This is a genomic window from Paracoccaceae bacterium, from assembly GCA_012103375.1.
Classification (GTDB): domain Bacteria; phylum Pseudomonadota; class Alphaproteobacteria; order Rhodobacterales; family Rhodobacteraceae; genus WLWX01.
The window spans coordinates 1,980,313-1,999,127 of record WLWX01000001.1 but is presented as its reverse complement, the minus strand read 5'-3'; the positions used below and the strand labels follow the sequence as shown (position 1 = coordinate 1,999,127).

Annotated in this window: 20 protein-coding genes and 2 pseudogenes; 7 read left to right on the top strand and 15 right to left on the bottom strand. The window is 62.3% G+C overall.

The genetic code is table 11. The annotated features are described in order from the left end of the window. Window positions 1-87: 87 nt before the first annotated feature. A complete protein-coding gene (locus GKR99_10135) occupies window positions 88-963 on the top strand; it encodes a 3-hydroxybutyryl-CoA dehydrogenase (GenBank protein ID NKB27882.1) in 876 nt (291 codons plus the stop codon). 14 nt (window positions 964-977) lie between these two features. Here the strand turns inward: GKR99_10135 and GKR99_10130 are convergent, their stop codons facing one another. The 8 genes and pseudogenes from GKR99_10130 to GKR99_10095 all read right to left on the bottom strand — a co-directional run bounded on the left by GKR99_10130 (window position 978) and on the right by GKR99_10095 (window position 6,546). Next, window positions 978-1,256: an HPr family phosphocarrier protein gene (locus GKR99_10130; protein NKB27881.1), complete on the bottom strand. Its 279-nt coding sequence runs from the start codon at window positions 1,254-1,256 to the stop codon at window positions 978-980. Window positions 1,257-1,260: 4 nt separating this feature from the next. Continuing rightward, window positions 1,261-1,653: a PTS fructose transporter subunit IIA gene (locus GKR99_10125; protein NKB27880.1), complete on the bottom strand. Its 393-nt coding sequence runs from the start codon at window positions 1,651-1,653 to the stop codon at window positions 1,261-1,263. Then, window positions 1,650-2,534, bottom strand: coding sequence for an RNase adapter RapZ (rapZ, locus tag GKR99_10120; GenBank protein ID NKB27879.1), 885 nt, complete (start codon window positions 2,532-2,534; stop codon window positions 1,650-1,652). The genes GKR99_10125 and rapZ overlap by 4 nt, the downstream gene beginning before the upstream one ends. 45 nt (window positions 2,535-2,579) lie before the next feature. Next, window positions 2,580-3,050: a serine kinase gene (locus GKR99_10115; protein NKB27878.1), complete on the bottom strand. Its 471-nt coding sequence runs from the start codon at window positions 3,048-3,050 to the stop codon at window positions 2,580-2,582. Beyond that, complete coding sequence (locus GKR99_10110; protein NKB27877.1) at window positions 3,050-4,789, bottom strand: HAMP domain-containing protein; 1,740 nt, start codon at window positions 4,787-4,789, stop codon at window positions 3,050-3,052. The genes GKR99_10115 and GKR99_10110 overlap by 1 nt, the downstream gene beginning before the upstream one ends. Further along, window positions 4,790-5,218: pseudogene (locus GKR99_10105) on the bottom strand (DNA-binding response regulator). Window positions 5,219-5,232: 14 nt separating this feature from the next. Continuing rightward, a protein-coding gene (locus tag GKR99_10100) for an IS630 family transposase (GenBank protein ID NKB27876.1) occupies window positions 5,233-6,191 on the bottom strand; the annotation gives its coding sequence in 2 pieces (ribosomal slippage) (window positions 5,233-5,847 and window positions 5,850-6,191; 957 coding nt in all). A 79-nt stretch (window positions 6,192-6,270) separates the two neighbouring features. Further along, window positions 6,271-6,546, bottom strand: a pseudogene (locus tag GKR99_10095) (response regulator). A 328-nt stretch (window positions 6,547-6,874) separates the two neighbouring features. Here GKR99_10095 and GKR99_10090 point away from each other — a divergent pair. From GKR99_10090 to GKR99_10080, 3 genes are all read left to right on the top strand, one after another. Continuing rightward, complete coding sequence (locus tag GKR99_10090) at window positions 6,875-8,536, top strand: acyl-CoA dehydrogenase (protein ID NKB27875.1); 1,662 nt, start codon at window positions 6,875-6,877, stop codon at window positions 8,534-8,536. Between the two features lie 46 nt (window positions 8,537-8,582). After that, window positions 8,583-8,978 (top strand): META domain-containing protein, encoded by a 396-nt coding sequence (locus tag GKR99_10085; protein ID NKB27874.1) that lies wholly within the window; start codon window positions 8,583-8,585, stop codon window positions 8,976-8,978. 83 nt (window positions 8,979-9,061) lie between these two features. After that, window positions 9,062-9,370, top strand: coding sequence for a hypothetical protein (locus GKR99_10080; GenBank protein NKB27873.1), 309 nt, complete (start codon window positions 9,062-9,064; stop codon window positions 9,368-9,370). A gap of 78 nt (window positions 9,371-9,448) precedes the next feature. Here the strand turns inward: GKR99_10080 and recO are convergent, their stop codons facing one another. The 7 genes from recO to GKR99_10045 form a co-directional block, all read right to left on the bottom strand. After that, window positions 9,449-10,168, bottom strand: a complete 720-nt coding sequence (recO, locus tag GKR99_10075; GenBank protein ID NKB27872.1) for a DNA repair protein RecO — start codon at window positions 10,166-10,168, stop codon at window positions 9,449-9,451. Window positions 10,169-10,509: 341 nt separating this feature from the next. Further along, a complete protein-coding gene (locus GKR99_10070) occupies window positions 10,510-10,842 on the bottom strand; it encodes a DUF1491 family protein (protein ID NKB27871.1) in 333 nt (110 codons plus the stop codon). Then, the gene (locus GKR99_10065; protein NKB27870.1) at window positions 10,839-11,759 is read right to left on the bottom strand and encodes a GTPase Era; all 921 of its coding nucleotides are present in this window, start codon (window positions 11,757-11,759) and stop codon (window positions 10,839-10,841) included. The genes GKR99_10070 and GKR99_10065 overlap by 4 nt, the downstream gene beginning before the upstream one ends. Further along, the gene (gene rnc / locus GKR99_10060; GenBank protein ID NKB27869.1) at window positions 11,756-12,439 is read right to left on the bottom strand and encodes a ribonuclease III; all 684 of its coding nucleotides are present in this window, start codon (window positions 12,437-12,439) and stop codon (window positions 11,756-11,758) included. Before rnc ends, GKR99_10065 begins: the two co-directional genes overlap by 4 nt. Further along, on the bottom strand, window positions 12,436-13,224 hold the full coding sequence (lepB, locus tag GKR99_10055; protein ID NKB27868.1) for a signal peptidase I: 789 nt from the start codon (window positions 13,222-13,224) through the stop codon (window positions 12,436-12,438). The genes rnc and lepB overlap by 4 nt, the downstream gene beginning before the upstream one ends. Window positions 13,225-13,281: 57 nt before the next feature. Then, window positions 13,282-13,707, bottom strand: a complete 426-nt coding sequence (locus GKR99_10050) for a holo-ACP synthase (GenBank protein ID NKB27867.1) — start codon at window positions 13,705-13,707, stop codon at window positions 13,282-13,284. A gap of 210 nt (window positions 13,708-13,917) precedes the next feature. Beyond that, window positions 13,918-14,367 (bottom strand): hypothetical protein, encoded by a 450-nt coding sequence (locus GKR99_10045; GenBank protein ID NKB27866.1) that lies wholly within the window; start codon window positions 14,365-14,367, stop codon window positions 13,918-13,920. Between the two features lie 273 nt (window positions 14,368-14,640). Here GKR99_10045 and GKR99_10040 point away from each other — a divergent pair, with 273 nt between their 5' ends. The 3 genes from GKR99_10040 to GKR99_10030 all read left to right on the top strand — a co-directional run bounded on the left by GKR99_10040 (window position 14,641) and on the right by GKR99_10030 (window position 18,815). Continuing rightward, window positions 14,641-15,753, top strand: a complete 1,113-nt coding sequence (locus GKR99_10040) for a hypothetical protein (protein ID NKB27865.1) — start codon at window positions 14,641-14,643, stop codon at window positions 15,751-15,753. Between the two features lie 129 nt (window positions 15,754-15,882). After that, the gene (locus GKR99_10035) at window positions 15,883-17,259 is read left to right on the top strand and encodes an aminomethyl-transferring glycine dehydrogenase subunit GcvPA (GenBank protein NKB27864.1); all 1,377 of its coding nucleotides are present in this window, start codon (window positions 15,883-15,885) and stop codon (window positions 17,257-17,259) included. Continuing rightward, entirely contained in the window at window positions 17,256-18,815 is a 1,560-nt protein-coding gene (locus tag GKR99_10030; GenBank protein ID NKB27863.1) for an aminotransferase class V-fold PLP-dependent enzyme, read from the top strand. The genes GKR99_10035 and GKR99_10030 overlap by 4 nt, the downstream gene beginning before the upstream one ends.

The window sequence follows — 18,815 nt, the reverse complement described above, 5'->3', positions numbered from 1 at the left end:
GACCAGCCACCCCACCCCTAAAAACCGTTTCCACCTGCCCGCGCGCGCAGCTAAACTCTGCGCGACCCCAGAAAAAGGCGCGAACAGATGACAATCGAACGGATCGGCGTGGTTGGGGCGGGGCAGATGGGCAACGGGATTGCCCATGTGTTGGCGCTTGCAGGCTATGACGTGCTGATGACCGACACCAGCGCGGACGCGCTGAATGCCCTGCACGGGATCATCGGGGCCAATATCGACCGTCAGGTTGCGCGCGAAAAGGTGACCGAGGATGAAAAATCCGACGCGCTGGCCCGTATCAAGACCACCGGAACGCTGACCGATCTTGGCGCAACCGATCTGATCATCGAGGCGGCGACCGAACGCGAAGCCGTCAAGGTTGCGATCTTTGAAGATCTGGTGCCGCATCTTGGCAAGGATACGATCCTGACCTCGAACACCTCGTCGATTTCGATTACCCGTCTGGCCAGCCGCACGGACCGGCCCGAACGCTTCATGGGGTTCCACTTCATGAACCCCGTCCCGGTGATGCAACTGGTGGAGCTGATCCGAGGCATCGCCACGGATGAGGCAACCTTCGCCGCCTGCCACGGCGTCGTCGAGCGTCTGGGAAAAACCGCCGCCTCGGCCGAGGATTTCCCAGCCTTCATCGTCAACCGCATCCTGATGCCGATGATAAACGAGGCGGTCTATACGCTGTACGAGGGCGTCGGGTCGGTCGCCTCGATTGACAGCTCGATGAAACTGGGCGCGAACCACCCGATGGGCCCGCTGGAACTGGCTGATTTCATCGGGCTGGACACCTGCCTTGCGATCATGAACGTGCTGCACGACGGTCTTGCCGATACCAAATACCGTCCCTGCCCGTTGCTGACAAAATATGTAGAGGCTGGCTGGCTGGGCCGCAAATCGAAGCGTGGGTTTTACGATTATCGCGGGGAAACACCGGTCCCGACGCGCTGAGGTGCGGGCGGCGGCTACATGCCCTCGCCGAAATAATCGGACACCAATGCCTGCAGCGCCTCGGCCAATTCGGATGCCTGTGTGCCGGTGATACGCACGTCTATCGATGTGCCGCGCGACGCGCCCAGCATCAACAGGCCCATGATGCTGTCGCCGGTGGCCTCCATCCCGTCCTTGCTGACCAGCGCCTCGGCCTCAAACTGTTCAACCGTTTCGACCAGTTTGGCCGAGGCACGCGCGTGGAGCCCTTTTTCATTGATGATCTTCAGCGTGATCTGGACAGGTTCCGCCACCGCGCTAGACCGATGATCCGGCAAAGCTGTCGATGTATTTGCGCCCCGCCGCCAGGGCGGATGCCACCGCTTCGGCCACAGGTTTATGGCGCGACTTGGCCAGTTTGATCAACATCGGCAAATTGGCCCCGTAAACGATCTGCCGGTTTGTCGGATTGCAAGCCCGTAGCGATAGGTTCGAGGGGGAACCACCTAACATATCCGTCACCACAACCACCCCGTCGCCGGTATCCACAGCATCGGCTGCCGAACAGATCTCGGACTGTTTGGCATCCCGGTCATCATCGGGTTCGATTGAGATCGCCTGAACGCCCGGCTGCGCCCCCACAACATGTTCGACCGCCGCCAGGTATTCCCGCGCCAGCCCGCCATGTGCGACGATCACAACTCCGATCAAACCGAACCCCGACTGTCAGCGCCGCCGCCGCGGCGCTCCAACTCTTCATGGCGAATAGACACCTGCCACCCGTCCGCTGCAAGCGTCTTGGCCAGCAATTGGGCAACAAACACCGATCTGTGTTGCCCGCCGGTGCATCCAAAGCCGACCGAAAAATGCGCCTTCCCCTCGTCCCGATAGGCCGGCAGGAGCGAGGTTACCAGCCCTGACATCTTGTCAAAGAAATCCGAAAACCTGGGATCGGCGGCGATGTGTTTGGCGACCGCCTCGGCCCGACCGTCCAGGGGGCGCAACTCTGCATCCCAGTAAGGGTTGGTCAAAAACCGAACATCCAGAGCCATATCCAGCCCGCGTGGCATGCCGCGTTTATAGCTGAACGATTGTACCGTCACGGACAACGCCGTACCGCTGCGGCTGTTGCCACCGAACCAGTTTCCAATTTCGGCGCGCAATGCATGCGGGCTGAGGTCGGATGTATCGACCAGAATATCTGCGGCCGTGCGCACCGGGCCCAGCAGGGCGCGTTCATCCGCGATGCCACTGGCCGGGTCGCTGTCAGGCGCAAGCGGATGGCGACGCCGCGTTTCGGAAAACCGGCGCAGAAGGACATCGTCACTGCTGTCAAGGAACAGCACATCGATCCGCAACCCGCCCTGTGCGCGAAGATCGGCAATCGTTTCCAGCATCAGCCGGGGCGAGAAATCGCGCGTTCTGGCGTCTATGCCAAGCGCCAGCGGGCGTTCGGGCGGCGGCCCATGCAGCAGGCGCGGCACCATCGCCAGCGGAAGATTGTCGATCGCCTCATACCCCAGATCTTCCAGCGCGTTGATCGCGGTCGCCCGTCCCGCGCCGGACGGGCCAGTCACGAATACCAGGCGCATTCCGGCATTGGATATGGCGGGGTTCTGGGTCACGTTCTGTCGGTTTCACAGCTCATCGGTTTCAGACCTCAGATAGTGCATCAGGGCCGGCGCGAAATGCGCACTCTCGACCTTGTGAAACAGGCGCAGCGGGTAGTCCAGCACCAGTTCATCGCGACGCGGCGGCAGCCGCTGGTCTTCGACCACGTCCATATCAACCATTGCGCGAAGCATAATTGACGCCTGCGCCTTAACGTTGATCAGGCCGATCCCGCGCGCCTCAATCAGGCCGAAAAGCCGCTTTGGCGCGCTGGCAAGTGGCGGGCCTTCGTCGGGCCGCGCAACGAGGACGCAGTCGTCGGCGACAAGGCGCGCGCCCATCGACATGAGCGTCAGCGCCAGCGCGGATTTCCCCGACCCTGATGTGCCGGTGATCAGCAATCCGGCGGTTCCAACGGCAACGGCACTTGCGTGGAGACTAATCTGCCCGACATATGTGTTTTGCAATTGATCGCGCGGGACGCCATCGCGCGACATCAAAGCGGCAAACCAACAACGAAGCGCGCGCCAAGCGGGTCAGCAAAGGCATCGGCGTCGGCGGCGCGGATATTCTCGGCCCAGATCACGCCGCCATGGGCTTCGACAATCTGCTTTGAAATCGCCAGACCCAGGCCCGAGTTGTTGCCGAACTGAGAGACCGGGCGTTCGGAATAAAACCGGTTGAAGATCTTGCCCAGCGCTTCTTCGGGGATGCCGGGGCCGGTGTCTTCGACCACGATCAGCACCCGGTTTTCGCGCCGCCGCGCCCAGATCCGGATCGCGTCGCCTTCTTCGCAAAAGCTGGTGGCGTTTGAAACCAGATTGACGAACACCTGCGCCAGGCGTGCCTCAAGCCCGTGAATCTGAATCGGCTCGGGCGGCAGATCCGATATGAAATCGACGCCTTTTTCCTTCGCCTCGAATGCCAGATGTTCCACCAGCGTCGAAATCATGTTGAGCAGGTCAAATGTTTCTTCGTCTTCGCGCACCAGCTCACTGTCCAGTCGCGAGGCATTGGAGATGTCGCTGACCAGCCGGTCCAGCCGTTTCACATCGTGGTCGATCACATCCATCAGGCGCACCTGATGTTCCGGTTTCTTGGCGACACGCAGCGTGCCCACCGCCGAACGCAGTGAGGCCAGCGGATTCTTGATTTCATGCGCCACGTCCGCGGCAAATTGTTCGTTGGCATCAATCCGGTCATAGAGCGCCGAGACCATCCCGCGCAGGGCGCGTGACAGGCGACCAATCTCATCCGGGCGCGCGCTGAGGTCGGGGATACGAATCCGGGTCTGACGTAGTTTGTTCGAATTACGCTCTTGCCCGACTTCTGCGGCGGCGGCCAGATCGCACAGCGGGTTGGCAATGGTTGACGCCAGAACCAAGCTCAGCCCGATCGAAACAAGGGCGGCGATCACAAACATCTGCAATACCTGCTCACGCTCGGCCCGTACCAGGCGGTCGATTTGCGCTGCAGCACTGACCACGGCCACCGCGCCGACGACCTGATTGCCCTGCATGATCGGTGCGGCGACGGCAAATTCGATCGGATTGGGCCGATTTCCATCGGAATACGCCCCGTTGGCCGATTTCAGCACCATCTCGACCAGGGGCTTCAACTCTGGCACGCTTGGCCCGACACCCTCTCCGCCCGGCCCGCCTGCTTCGCTGCCGACCAATTGGCGCAATGTGTCCCAGGACAAGCGCAGGAAATCCGTGATCAGTGTCGAGCCGACGTCGGGCTGCGGGAACATGTTCTGTACCGCATCCGGGTCTGCATGGTCGCCGACGGTCGCAACCAGTGCGCCATCGGCGTCGAACAAATGCACCCGGTTCGTCGAAGGCGGCACGAAGCTTTCAAAAACCGTCGCAAGCCCGGCAGACGCATCGCCCTCCGCGCCAGCCAGGTGGGCGGCGATCACATCACTCAGCAATTCGGCTTCGACCACCAGTCCGATGTCACGCTGATAGACGACGCCTTCGCGGAACGGTTTGAGATAGAGGATACCCGCGACCAGCACCACGATCGCAACCATATTGAATGAGATGATTTTGCGCGCCAGCGGCGAACGATTGATCGAGATCAGGCCGCGCCGGTCCCGCCGTTCCGCCAGATCGCCACGCACCGCAGCATCGGGCGCAACCCAGTCTTCGCCCAGTACGACTTCTGGATCGTCCTGTTCTGCGTTGCGGCGGGCCTTGCGGCCCGAACCGCCTATGCCCGATACCAGCGACATCTATTCCTCGTTGTATCTGTATCCGATGCCGTACAGCGTTTCGATCGCCGAGAAGTCATCGTCAACACTGCGCAGCTTCTTGCGCAGGCGTTTGATGTGGCTGTCGATTGTCCGGTCATCCACATAGACCTGATCATCATAGGCCACATCCATCAACTGGTCACGGCTTTTGACAAAGCCCGGACGTTGCGCCAGCGCCTGCAACAGCAGGAATTAGGTGACCGTCAACGACACGTCGCGCCCTTTCCAGCTGACCGCGTGGCGCAGCGGGTCCATCGACAGTTCGCCCCGCTGCAGGATCTGGCCGACCTCGGGCTCGGGCCCCTTGTCGCTTTCCAAAACCTCCTGGCGGCGCAACAGCGATCGGATGCGTTCCACCAGCAGACGCTGCGAAAACGGTTTCTTGACGTAGTCGTCCGCGCCCATCCTAAAGCGTTTCGACATTAACCTGAGACATATCCGGCGGCCTTAAAGTAGTTCCAGCATTCTACTGGGTCGTAGAGATCGCAGATTGCTCCGATTGCTTCGAAGACCTGGGTAAAGGACCTGGCCCCGATCCGTCGCAAATGGGCTTTCAGTTTAGAGAAGGCCTGCTCGATGGGATTCAGGTCGGGCGAGTACGGTGGCAGGTAAAGGAACCAGCAGCCGTGATTGCGTAAAGCCTGCGTCGCCTCCTTATTCCGGTGGGTTGCCAGGTTGTCGAGAATGACGACAGTGCCGGGGTTGATCTCGGGGACCAGCACTTCGCGGATGTAGGCCGCGAAGGCGGGGCCATCTATCGCTCCCTTGATGACCCAAGGTGCGATCAGCGCGCCTTGGGTCAGGCCCGCGATCAAGGTTTGGGTTCCCCAGCTTCCGAAGGGCGCATCCATCGTCAGGCGCTTACCGCGCTTGGCTCTGCCGCGTAGGCGCGTGAGGTTTGTCTTCACTGCGGTTTCGTCAATAAAGACAACGCGCTCAGGAAAGGTCGCAATGGCTGGCGAGCGGTATCTGAACCAGTCGGCCCGTTGCTGCCTTACCTTGGCGCGGCGGCGCTCGGTTGCGACCAGCGACTTTTTTTGTACGTGAAGCCGAGCCGGGACAGAAGGTTGGCGATGGAGGAGTGATGCACCCGCACACCCTCTGCATCGGCCAGCGCATTACGCAACTCAAAGAGCGTGATGTCAGGGTCTTGTGCGATCAACTCCTCAAAGAATTCCCGATGCGGAGCCAGCTTTCCCTTGCCGCGCGGCGGTCCCTGCCGGGCAGGTTCCGCATGACCCTTCATCCTCACCTGACGCGCCCACCGCGCGCCTGTGGCAGGCGACAGCTTCAACCGCAACGCCGCCGCGCGCCCGCTCAACCCTTCTTCAATGTATCTCTGAAACCGTATCCGAAGCGCAGATGGCAAAGGTGCTGACATGATCCATCCTCCCAAACAGGATGAATCACAGATCAGGTCTCAAGGGAATCCCTCGCGATTCAGGTTCAAGCCGAAACGCTTTAAGGCCCAGAACCTCGTCAATCTCATCATCTTTCGAGGTTAGGAAGATCACCGGCATGTTGGATTTCTGGCGCACCCGCTGCAGCAGATCCATGCCATCCATGCGGGGCATCTTGATGTCGAACACCGCCATATCCGGCAGTTTCTTGTTGAACGCGTCCAGCGCGGCCTGGCCATCGTTGTAGGTTTCAACCTCGAAACCTTCGGCCTCTAGTGTCATGGATACCGACGTCAGGATGTTCCTGTCGTCGTCCACAAGTGCAATGCGTGACATGGGACTTTCCCCTTAACTGCTCTCAATACCTGCTTTTTGCACATCATTGTGCCGCCAGCCTGCCTAATCAACCCAATTCGCGAATCACCCGCCATCCGGGCATGCATCAGGCGACGATTTTGGTTAGCAATGGCTGAATTGCCGCACTTTTGCACGAATCGAACATCAAAGCCCGGTTCCTGCGGCCCCTTCTGTCGGATCAACCCAGCCGCGCGACACGTCGTCGTGGTACTTTTCGTGCATGAACGCGGCGAATTTTGAAATCATGTTGCGCTGCGCCTGCAAACATTCTAGAGCTTCGCAAACGCAGAAACCTGGGTGAATTGCCATGCCGCGCGATGGTCTAGAAGACGACAACCTGATCCTTCCCGATCTTCTGGAGTTAACGCGGGCCGCGCTAAAACCCTTGTTGGATTGGCAGGCACAGGCCATCGAAGCGGTCCAGTCGCGCGTCTGCGCTGAGGGGCGCGTCGATGCCGCGGCGCTGGATGCGCACCAATGCGCCGCCCACGCCCTTGCCTGGATGGCGACCTATGTTCAGGCGCTGGAACAGATGCAGGGTTGGGCCGAACGGCTTGGGGCTGAGGACCGCTTTGCAGAAACCGAATCGTTGATCCATCAGATCGCCTTTGGGGAGTACCTCAGCCAGATCAAAGGGGGAATCCCGATCAGCCAGGGCGAGGTTGCGCGGCTGTCGGACATCGGCATCGACGTAGCGCTGGACGATCCGGCGATCCTGACCCTTTGCCAACGCGGCAACACTCAGGCCACCCGCGCCCGCCTTGCCGCGCTGGTCGCCGATAATGCGCACGCCACCGCCGGGGCCAGCGGGCTGGATGACGAGATGGAGATGATCCGCGATCAATTCCGCCGTTTCGTGCAGGAACGCATTACCCCCCACGCCCACGACTGGCACCTTACCGACACGCTGATCCCGTCCGAGATCATTGCGGAAATGGCCGAGCTCGGCGTCTTCGGCCTGACCATCCCGGAAGATAACGGCGGCTTCGGCCTGTCGAAAACAGCGATGTGCGTGGTGTCCGAGGAATTGTCGCGCGGCTGGATCGGTGTCGGATCGCTTGGCACCCGCTCAGAAATCGCGGCCGAGCTGATCCTGGGCGGCGGCACCGACGCACAGAAGGCACATTGGCTGCCGCTGATCGCCTCGGGCGAGGTGTTGCCAACGGCGGTCTTTACCGAACCCAACACCGGATCGGATCTGGGCGCGCTGTCGACGCGGGCCGTGAAAACCGGCGACGGCTGGTCGATCACCGGCAACAAAACCTGGATCACCCACGCCGCCCGCGCCGGGGTGATGGCCGTCATGGCCCGCACCGATCCGGACAGCAGCGACTATCGCGGGTTGTCGATGTTCCTGGCCGAAAAGACACCGGGAACCGATAGCGACCCCTTCCCTGACCCCGGAATTACCGGGGGCGAGATCGAGGTCCTCGGTTATCGCGGCATGAAGGAATATGAGCTGGCGTTCGACGGTTTCGCCGTGGCCGAAGACGGGTTGCTGGGCGGTGCCGAAGGCCAGGGCTTCAAACAACTGATGCGCACGTTTGAAAGCGCCCGCATCCAGACCGCCGCACGGGCCATCGGCGTGGCGCAATCCGCGCTCGATCTATCGCTCAGCTATGCGCAAGAGCGCCGCCAGTTCGGCCAGCAACTGCTTGCCTTCCCGCGCGTTGCCGGAAAAATCGCGATGATGGCGGTCGAAATTACCGTGGCGCGCCAGCTGTCCTATCATGCTGCGCGGGAAAAAGACGGCGGACGGCGCTGCGATCTTGAAGCGGGGATGGCCAAACTGCTGGCGGCCCGCGTTGCTTGGGCGGCTGCCGATAACGGCGTGCAGATCCACGGCGGCAACGGCTTCGCATTGGAATACCCGATCAGCCGGGTGCTGTGTGACGCGCGCATCCTGTCGATCTTCGAAGGCGCCGCCGAAATCCAGGCCCAGGTCATCGCGCGCCGCCTGCTGGGTTGACGCGATTGTTGGCGCAGATTGCGCCAGGATGGGTTAAACCGGCCTCATGCTCAGCCTGTTCCTGTCTCTGCCAGCATTCCTCGCCCCGTATTTGAAGGACGAGACGATCTCGGGCTATGCCGACCCGGTTGTCAGTTATCGGCTTGAGGCGATCAATGACGCGCCCTTTGATGCGCGCGCCACAATCAGCTTCCCCGCCGAAGGCCGCATCGAAGGCACCGGCCCCTGCAACACCTATTCGACGACCCAATCGGCACCCTATCCATGGTTCGAAACCGGCCCCATCGCCGCCACCAAACGCGCCTGCCCGGACCTGGCCCTTGAAAGCGAATTCTTCGCCGCCCTTCCCCGCATGACCTTGATTGAAGTCGCCGGAGAGGTTCTGTTGCTGACCAATGACGCGGGGGAGGTGATGGCGTTTCGCGCGCAACCCGCACGGTAATCTGCCCGCTTGTTAAGCATTTGTTAATAATCCGCCCGCACGGTCCCAACTCTGACGTTTTCGCGTCAAATCAAGGGGATCAGATGAAAAAGTCACTGGTGGTTGCGCTGAGTTTGACGGCATTGGCGGGCTGCGAAGTCGACAAGACGCCGGTGCCGACCGACGGCAGCAAGGCCGATGGTTCGGTCGTGCTCAGCTATCAGGTTGGGGCATATGAAATTCCGAAAGTCGATTGGAGCGCGGCCCAATCCAGCGCCGTTCAGCGCTGCCGGGCCTGGGGGTACTCATCCGCCAACGCGTTCGACGGCGATGCCCGCCGCTGCGAGTCCAGTGACATTTACGGCAGTTGCACTATGACAACCATCAGCCGCACCTATCAGTGCGTGAACTGATAACGCAGCCCATAAATCGCCCCCTCTTCTCGTTAAAATATCCCCGCCGGAGGCATGAAGTTCTTCTATTCGTGCCCCTTATCCGGCGCGCGACAGGGCCACGACAAACCGCCCGCGCGCCGGGGGCAGCGGGCGGCCAAGGTGGTGGGCGAGTTGCGTTTCCAGAAAATGGCCCGTGGTGCGCAACCCGGCAAGAATTTCGGAGCGATCTTCGGGCTCCGCGCCCAGCAGGCAGGGCGGCAAGGGCAACAGACGGTCCGACCAGTCGCCCGCCCCGATCCTGCTGACCGCCCGGCCGGTCCGGGGCGAGACATAGGCCAACCCCTCGGTCATGCCCGACACAGCACAGACGGACAGGTCCAGCGCATGGCCCATCTCCTCCAACAGCGCCAGTTCCCACAGCAGGTAGCCGTGCGCCCAACTGGACTCATCGAGTGAGTCCAGAAGCGCCTCGGACCGGTCGAACAGATCTGGGTGTGGTTCGCGTTCGGGCAGCGCAAAGACCAGCAACCCGGTCACTGCGTTCAGTCCGGCCAGCGCCAGTTTATTGCCCAGCACAGCCGGGGCGCGCGCGCGCAACGGTTCGACGGTGAAGCTGCCCAGATGATCTTCCAGGCGCGCGCTCCAATGCAGGTCCAGCACCGCACCGGGTTGCAGATGCGGCGCAAGCCGGCGCGAGGTTCCGCCGCGCACGATCCCGGCATGGCGGCCCTGATCGCGGGTGAAAGCCTCGATCAGGGCCGCATTCTCTCCATGCCGCCGCACCGCCAGAAGGGTGCCGGTTTCGCGCCAGTCAATGGCCATGGGGCGCTGTGGGGAAGACGCTGAAAATCATGCCGTCAAACTATGGCTAGGTTGTTGGGGTTGGAAGTGCAGAAGGCAGAATTGGGCTGAAGCGGGCGTTGGCACACCTAACCCAAGCAAGGCGCGCGCCGGATCGGTGGGCTAGCGCTGCGCCATAGAGTTTGCATGATTTATGGCTCAAGTTTGGCCGTCAACTCGCTTGGACGCGCCAAGTTCAGACCAGCGCCTGACCGGCGGGACCGGTCCGGCGCGCGCCCTGCGCCTTACGGCGCGCACCGGGCGCGGGGATGATCTGCCAACGTCCGCGGCAGGCCAACGCCTGATCAAACGTCCGCCTATTCCGCCAACCCCGGCTCTTCCAGCAGATGCCGTCCGTCGCGGTCCTCGACCTCGATCACCCAGAGGTCGGGATCGAACGACTTCTGGCGTTCCAATGCGGCGTCCACCTCGGCCTCGTCCCCTTCGGCCAGCACGATCCAGGTGCGTTCACCGCTCATCAGATCAAAGCTGCGTTGAAAGCACCGCGCTTGCCCGTCCAGCGTGTTCAGTTTGACCAGAACCGCCCCGGCGGTCGCGTCGCCTTTGGCCGTCACGAAGGCCGGGATGTCGGCCAGGCGTAGCCGCGTCAGATAGGCATGAACCCAGAAATCCGCCGTCAGCCGCATCATCCGCCATCCCGGAAATCCAGGCCCATTTCGGTGAAGCGTTCCGCCTCGTTCAGCCAGTTGGGGCGCACTTTCACTTGCAGGAACAGATGTACGGTGCGGTCCAGCAGTTCGCCAATTTCAGCCCGCGCTGCCTGGCTGACGGCCTTGATCGTTTCGCCCTTGTTGCCCAGCACGATGCCTTTGTGGCCATCACGCACGACATAGACGATCTGGTCGATCTTGACGGACCCGTCCTTGCGATCCTCCCAGTTCTCGGTTTCGACCGTCAACTGATAGGGCAGTTCCTGATGCAGGCGCAGGGTCAGCTTTTCGCGGGTAATCTCGGCCGCTATCATCCGCATTGGAAGGTCGGCGATCTGGTCTTCCGGGTACAGCCACGGCCCCGCTGGCAACGCCCCGGCCAGCCAGCTTCGCAGATCATCGACGCCATGCCCCTTTTCGGCCGAGATCAGAAAGGTTTCGGCAAACGCGAATGCCTCGTTCATCTGTTTGGTCAGCGCCAACAGGGTTTCCGCGCGCACCCGGTCGATCTTGTTGATTGCCAGCGCCACGGGGCGATTGCCAATCCGATCCGCCAGGTTTTCGAGGATCGATTTGACCCCGGCAGTCATACCTCGATGCGCCTCGATCAGCAGGACAACCACATCCGCATCCGCCGCCCCGCCCCATGCGGCAGCGACCATAGCGCGATCCAAACGGCGGCGCGGCGCAAACAGGCCCGGCGTGTCGACAAAGACGATCTGTGTCGCGCCTTCGACCGCGACGCCGCGAATGCGGGCCCGCGTGGTCTGAACCTTATGGGTCACGATGCTGACCTTGGCCCCGACCATCCGGTTCAGCAGAGTTGACTTTCCGGCGTTCGGTTCTCCGATCAGGGCCGCAAAGCCCGCGCGCAGCTGTTTGGTATCGTCGTTCATTCCGTTCCGATCCGCGCCAGCAGTGCCTCTGCCGCTTTTTGTTCCGCCTGTCGTTTCGATGGCGCGCTGGCCTGTTCGGACTGTCCGTCGGCCAGCTGCGCCTCGATCGTGAAGGTCGGCGCGTGGTCTGGTCCGTCGCGCCGGATCAATGCGTATTCCGGCCGTCCCAACCCGCGCGCCTGTGCCCATTCCTGCAACGCCGTCTTCGGATCGCGCGCATCATCGCGCACCGTGTCGATCTGCCCCTGCCAATGGCGCAGGATCACGGCGCGCGCCGCATCCAGCCCGGCGTCCAGATACACCGCTGCAATCACCGCTTCCATCGCATCACCCAGCAACGCCTGTTTGCGCCGCCCGCCCGACATCATTTCCGAGCGGCCAAGCTTTAGCACCGCCCCAAGATCAATGTCCTGCGCGACCCCGGCGCAGGTTTCCTTGCGCACCAGCGCGTTGAACCGCGGCGCCAGCTGGCCTTCGGCGGCGCCGGTATCTGCTGCAAGCAAAGCCTCGGCCACCACCAGCCCCAGAACCCGGTCGCCCAGAAATTCCAGGCGTTGATTGTCCGCCCGCGTCGCCGAGGTCAGCGACGGATGGGTCACCGCCTCGATCAGCAGCGCAGGGTCGGCGAAGCGATGGCCCAGGCGCGCGCCAAAGGCGGAAAGCTCGGCCGATATCTTCAAATGATCTTCTCGAAGAAGCGATCCGACCGCCAGGTCCAGAAGAACAGCATCGACTTGCCCGCGGACGAGAACATGACCCGGTCCGCCCGGCCAATCAGGTTTTCGATGGGAACAAAGCCCACCCCGGCCGCATTCTGGCTGACCCGGCTGTCGGTGGAATTGTCACGGTTGTCGCCCATGAAGAAATAATGCCCCTCGGGCACTGTGAAGACCGGCGTGTCATCCAGACTGCGGCCGTTCTGGATGTTCAGGACCGAGTGCACGACACCATTGGGCAGTGTTTCCAGCGTGCGCTCTTTCTCACAAATAGCGCCCAGTCCGGGGGTCGAGTTTGAGCACCGCGGCTGACTTCGTGCCGGGCCTTGCAGTTCCAGGACTTCTTCAAACAGTCCCGCGGGCTCTTGCGGGGCGACCTTGCCGTTGATGTACAGCAGACCCTGCTTCATCTGGATCGTATCGCCGGGCAGGCCAACGACGCGCTTGATGAAGTCCGAACCGGTGACCGGGTGGCGAAAGACCACGACATCGCCCATCTCTGGCTCGCTGCCGAAAATCCGGCCCGATATCGGGCAGATTCCGAAGGGGCAGGAGTATTGCGAATAGCCATAGGCCATCTTGTTGACGAACAGGAAATCCCCGATCAGCAGCGTGTCTTTCATTGAACCTGACGGAATCCAGAACGGCTGAAAGAAAAGCGTGCGGAAGATGCCAGCGATCACCAGCGCCCAAACGACGGTCTTCACTGTTTCGATGATGCCGCCCGTGGCTTCGGCCTTGCTGAACATACCTGCCCTGCCCTATTTTTTGGTTCCGCTGCTACATGGTTGGCGGTGCTGCCCGAGTCAAGCTGATGGGTTGTCCCCGGCCTTGGGCAAGGGGCGTGCCTCGATCAGAACGAAGGCCTGGGCCCAGGGGTGATCGTCGGTCAGGGTAACGTGGACGAGGGCCTCATACCCGGCGGGTGTCATGCCGGCCAGGCGCTCGGCCGCCCAGCCGGTCAGATGCATAACCGGCTGACCGGTCGCAAGATTGCTGACCGACATATCCTTCCAGGCGATCCCCATCCTCAGGCCGGTGCCCAGCGCTTTGGAACAAGCCTCTTTCGCGGCCCAGCGTTTGGCATAGGTGCCTGCGACATCGGCGCGACGCTCGGCCTTTTTTTGTTCAACATCGGTGAACACGCGGTTGCGAAACCGGTCACCGAAACGATCCAGGGTGCCCTGAATTCGTTCGATATTTGCAAGGTCGGTGCCGATGCCAAGGATCATGCACGCTTGCTGACCCGGCGGGGTGGGAAAATCAAGTCGATGATGGCGCGCAATTGTTCAAGCGCGCCGCATCTGCCATGACACCGACGCCACTGTGTCTGGCAACACGTGACCCGCCAGCGGCGGGAGTCGCGCCAATCGGCGCGGCGGCATGCAGGTTTCGCAAATGATATCAGGACACGTCGCGCGACGCGCGTTTTGGCCGCGAGGTTATTGAAGCGTCACCTCGCCCGTCGCCTGATTGATCGTGACGTCCAGCCCGCCGGGCGACACGGTGTTTCCGTGCGGAATCTCGACAATGAAACTCAGCGTCAGGCCGCGTGCGGGATCATATGACGCCGAATGCGTTGCGAATTCGATCCGGCTGAACCCGAGGTCGGTTTCCATCGACACCAGGGTGCATTTGCGGAACTGCTCATCCGGGCCGGACCCTGCGGGGTGCAGAACGACCAAATATTCCGGACAGCATGCTGGCGCGCCGACATCCATGCGCACGACGCGGATCGCGCCATTGGCATAGGATTTTGTGTTCGCCTCTAACGGTTCAGCAACCGCATGCATCGAGGCGGCAAAGTGGTTTTGACAGATGGTTGTGGTCTGGGCGGCCACAGACGTGGCTGCCAGCAGCAGTGCGGATACAGCACAAAGAAATCGGATCACGCGTAGGCCCCCTTCGTGAAGTGCGCAGGCGATGGCTTGCGCACCGTCACGCTACACCAGCGTGGAGGCTCGTATCAAATTCAGATTGCCGATCGCTGCCCGCAGGTCGGCGTGTTTTGGCCGGATCTGGGCGCAAGAGTTTCGCGGAGGTCGGTTTTTTTGTCGAAATTCGCCTGTGATCGGGCCGCAGGTTCTGGGTCCATTTCAGGCCAAACACATCCGCCCCAAGTGATCCCCCTTGCGTCCGGCGCGCGGATTTGACCGAATGGCTGCATGCGTATCGGCCTTATCGTGAACCCCATCGCCGGGCTTGGCGGCAGTGTCGGGCTGAAAGGCACTGACGGGCCGGACACCATGGCCGAGGCCTTGCGCCGTGGCGGCACGCCCAAGGCTGGCCTGCGGGCGCGGCAGGCGCTGGAGCGGTTGGCACACCGGGTGCCGGGTGCCACACTTTTTGCCGCAAACGGGCCGCTTGGCGCAGATTGTCTGGACGGCCTCGACCTGGCGATCCGGCCTGTCACAACCCCCACCCCGACTGGCACGGCGCGTGATACTCGTGCCGCGCTGGACGCGATGCCGCCGCTTGACCTGATCGTCTTTGCCGGCGACGACGGGACCGCCCGCGACATCGCCGCCGCACTGCCGGAGGGCACCGCAATGCTGGGCATTCCCTGTGGCGTCAAAATGCACTCGGGCGTTTTTGCGGTGACGCCGGGGGCCGCCGGGGCCCTGCTTGCCGATATCTTGACCGACCCGGATCGCGTAGCCTGGGACAACAGCGCCGAGGTGATGGACATCGACGAAGCGGCCCTGCGCGCCGGAACGCTTGCGCCGCGCCTGTATGGGCTGGCGCTTGTGCCGGTGGCGCGCAACCGGATGCAGGCGGCCAAGGGCGGCCCTCGATTGGACGCGAGCGCCGCATTGGCCTCGGCAGCGGTTGAAATCGCTGCGGGGATGGACCCGGAAACGCTTTATGTGATCGGGCCGGGCAGCAGCGCCGGGGCCGTGATTGAGGCGCTGGGGGATGCGCCGACCCTGCTGGGAACGGACGCGGTTCTGAACCGGAAGGTCGTCGCGCGCGATGCCCCTGCGGATGAACTGAACGCGCTTTCCCAGGGCCGTGACGTGCGGATCGTGCTGGGTGTGACTGGCCAGCAGGGATTTCTGCTGGGGCGGGGAAATCAACAGATCAGTGCCGCGCTGATCCGCCGCGCCGGGCGGGATGGGCTGATCGTTCTGGCAACCGAGGGCAAGCTGAAGATGCTGGCCCAGGCGCATCTTTGGGTCGACACCGGGGACGCCGAACTTGACGCGGCGCTGGCCGGGTTCATCCGGGTTCAGACAGGTGCGGGACGCCAGATGATGATGCGGATTCGCGCCGGGTGATTCCTGCGTTGATTCATTTTGTGCGATATGCGAACTTTTGTGCAGAATTGAAATACAGATGCAGAAACGGGGCAGATTCGCACCGATTGGAGGCCTGAAATGACCACCTAACCCCGCGCCCACCCATGGATGGCCCTGTCGGCCCCCGGCGCGCTTCAGGCGATGCTGGATGAGATCGGGGCGTCCTCGGTCGAGGATGTGTTCGAACAGATCCCCGACGATCATTATCGCACCACCCCGCTGGACCTGCCGCCGACGCTGAACTCTGAGATGGAGTTGAAGCGCGATCTGGTCGGCAAGCTAAAGAAAAACGAGGATTGCGAAGGCAATCTGAATTTCCTCGGCGCGGGCGTCTGGCAACACCATGTCCCTGCAATCGTTGACGAAATCATCGGACGGACCGAGTTCGCGACGAATGTCTGGGGCAGCTATCAGTCCGATCACGGGCGCAATCAGGCGTGGTTCGAGTTTGCGTCGCAACTCGGCGCGCTGCTGAACCTCGATGTGGTGCAGCAGCCGGTGTATTCCTGGGGCTGCGCCAGCGGTCACGCGATCCGCATGGCAGCGCGGATGACCGGGCGGGCCAAGGTGCTGGTGCCGCAGCTGTCCGATCCCGAACGCTTGTCGGTGATCCGGACCTATTGCCAGCCCGACAGCATGGCGGGCGCGATTGAGGTTGTGACCGTCGCCGCCGACCCTACCAGCGGGCGGCTGGACCTGGCCGATCTGAGATTGAAGCTGGGGGATGATGTGGCGGCGGTCTATTTCGAGAATCCCGCCTACCTCGGGACCATCGAAACCGGCGCGGCAGAGATTGCCAGACTGGCCCGCGCGGCGGGGGCGGAAACCATCGTCGGGGTCGATCCGATCAGCCTGGGCGTATTGGTTGCGCCGGGGGATTACGGGGCGGATCTCGTGACTGGGCCGGTGCAGCCGCTGGGTGTGCACATGCATTGCGGTGGCGGCGTGGGCGGCTTCATCGCGTCGCGTGGCGAACCAAGATATGTACATGAATACAACGGCTTCCTGGTCTCGGTTGCGGAAACGGTTGAACCGGGTCAGCGTGGCTTTGGCCTGGCCGTGCCGCACCAGAACTCCTACGGGATGCGCGAGCACGGCAAGGACTGGACCGGGAATTCGACCTACCTGTGGTCCATTGCCGGGGCGGTCTACATGAGCCTGCTGGGGCCAGAGGGGTTTCGCGAAGTCGGCAGCCTGATCGTGGCGAACGCGCGCTATGCCGCCAAGCTGCTGGGCGACATTCCCGGCGTGCGGATCGTTTGGCCGGACACGACCTTCAAGGAGTTTGTCGTCAATTTCGATGACACCGGGCGCAGCGTGGCAGACATCAACGACGCCCTGCGCGCCTGTGGAATTTTCGGCGGCAAGGATATCTCGGGCGAGGAGCCGACGCTGGGCCAATCGGCGCTGTTTTGCGTGACCGAGGTGCATTCCGCCGCCGACATCCGCCGACTTGCCAAAACGATGCGTGAGGTGCTGTCATGACCCGTCTTCCCGAATTCCACGCCGCCAAATGGGACGAGCCCGTCGTGTACGAGATCGGCCGCCCCGGCGCGCGCGGTCAGCTGTTCCCAGCCCCGGATCCAGACGTCGCCGCAGCAGTCGGCGACAACCTGATCCCCGCCGCCATGGCCCGCAAAGACCGCCCCGCCCTGCCCGAGATTACCGAGTTTGAAGCGCAGCGCCATTACCTCCGCCTGTCGCAGATGACGCTGGGCATGATGGGTGTCAGCCTGTTTGGCACCTGCACGATGAAGTACAATTCGAAGACGGCGGAATACGCCACCCTGCGCCCGGAACTGGCCGAGGTGCATCCCTATCAGCACCCCGATACGCTTCAGGGCGTGCTGGAGATCCTGCATGATTTTGACGGCATTCTGCAAAACCTGTCGGGCATGGATCAGTTCATCTTCCAGGCCGGTGGCGGGGCCGATGCGGCCTATACCATGGCCGCCGTCGCGCGGGCCTATTGGGATGATCGGGGCAAGTTGGGGCAGCGGACCGAGATGGTGACATCCGTTCAGGCGCACCCCTGCAATCCGGCGACCGCAGCGGCGGCGGGGTTCAACGTGGTGAACCTGCCACTTGAAGAAAACGGATATCCGTCGCTTGACGCCCTGAAGGCTGCGGTTAGCGAAAAGACCGCCCTTATCATGATCAATAATCCTGATGACATGGGCATTTACAATCCAGAGATCAAAGAATGGGTGAAGGTGGCCAAGACCGCAGGGGCCTTGTGCTTTTACGACCATGCCAACTTCAACGGGGTGATGGGGCGGCTCAGCGCGCGAGAGCTTGGGTTCGATGCCTGCATGTTCATGCTGCACAAAACATTTGGAGCGCCGAAGGCGGGCGGCGGTCCGGCGGTGGGCGCGTTTGGCTGCACTGATGATCTGGCCCCCTATCTGCCCTGTCCGGTGGTCGCGAAGGACGGCGAGCGGTATGTTCTGGATCAGGACCGCCCGAAATCGGCAGGCAAGGTGCGGGAGTTCTGGGGCAACGTCCCGCAGGTCGTCAAAGCCTATGCCTGGGCGCGGGCGATGGGGGCGGATGGGATCAAGCTGGCCGCCGATATCTCGGTCGTGGCGAACAACTATATGGACAAGAAACTGGCTGAGATTGAGGGGCTGGAGATTTCCAACCCCGGTATCGGGGATCGGCGGATGGAAATGACCCGCTGGTCGCTGGGGCCTCTGTCAGAAGAAACCGGGGTCGGCACTGTCGATTTCGCCAACCGGATGGCGGATTACGGGATCGACCCCTGGTGGATGAGTCACGAACCCTGGATCGTGGCGGAGCCGTTTACGCCAGAGGCCGGAGAGCTGTGGAGCAAGGAAGACCTCGACCAATGGATCCGCGTCGTGGCGCAGATTGCCAAGGAAGCGTGTGAAACGCCCGAGCTGGTCAAGACCGCGCCGCATAATCAGCCAGTGGCACAATTGAAGGGCGACGCCTTCGAGGACCCTGAGAATTGGGCGATGACCTGGCGGGCGTATCAGCGCAAGGTTGCGGGCGCGGGCAAGGCGTCGGGTGCGGCTTGA

Bases quoted from the DNA above. Each gene is read 5' to 3' on its own strand.
- GKR99_10035 (NKB27864.1), top strand. From the start codon at position 15,883: ATGGCCCTGTCGGCCCCCGGCGCGCTTCAGGCGATGCTGGATGAGATC.
- lepB (NKB27868.1), bottom strand. From the start codon at position 13,224: ATGTTCAGCAAGGCCGAAGCCACGGGCGGCATCATCGAAACAGTGAAG.
- GKR99_10080 (NKB27873.1), top strand. From the start codon at position 9,062: ATGAAAAAGTCACTGGTGGTTGCGCTGAGTTTGACGGCATTGGCGGGC.
- GKR99_10065 (NKB27870.1), bottom strand. From the start codon at position 11,759: ATGAACGACGATACCAAACAGCTGCGCGCGGGCTTTGCGGCCCTGATC.
- rapZ (NKB27879.1), bottom strand. From the start codon at position 2,534: ATGCGCCTGGTATTCGTGACTGGCCCGTCCGGCGCGGGACGGGCGACC.
- GKR99_10135 (NKB27882.1), top strand. From the start codon at position 88: ATGACAATCGAACGGATCGGCGTGGTTGGGGCGGGGCAGATGGGCAAC.
- GKR99_10115 (NKB27878.1), bottom strand. From the start codon at position 3,050: ATGTCGCGCGATGGCGTCCCGCGCGATCAATTGCAAAACACATATGTC.
- GKR99_10030 (NKB27863.1), top strand. From the start codon at position 17,256: ATGACCCGTCTTCCCGAATTCCACGCCGCCAAATGGGACGAGCCCGTC.
- GKR99_10090 (NKB27875.1), top strand. From the start codon at position 6,875: ATGCCGCGCGATGGTCTAGAAGACGACAACCTGATCCTTCCCGATCTT.
- GKR99_10110 (NKB27877.1), bottom strand. From the start codon at position 4,789: ATGTCGCTGGTATCGGGCATAGGCGGTTCGGGCCGCAAGGCCCGCCGC.
- GKR99_10070 (NKB27871.1), bottom strand. From the start codon at position 10,842: ATGATGCGGCTGACGGCGGATTTCTGGGTTCATGCCTATCTGACGCGG.
- GKR99_10050 (NKB27867.1), bottom strand. From the start codon at position 13,707: ATGATCCTTGGCATCGGCACCGACCTTGCAAATATCGAACGAATTCAG.
- GKR99_10085 (NKB27874.1), top strand. From the start codon at position 8,583: ATGCTCAGCCTGTTCCTGTCTCTGCCAGCATTCCTCGCCCCGTATTTG.
- GKR99_10040 (NKB27865.1), top strand. From the start codon at position 14,641: ATGCGTATCGGCCTTATCGTGAACCCCATCGCCGGGCTTGGCGGCAGT.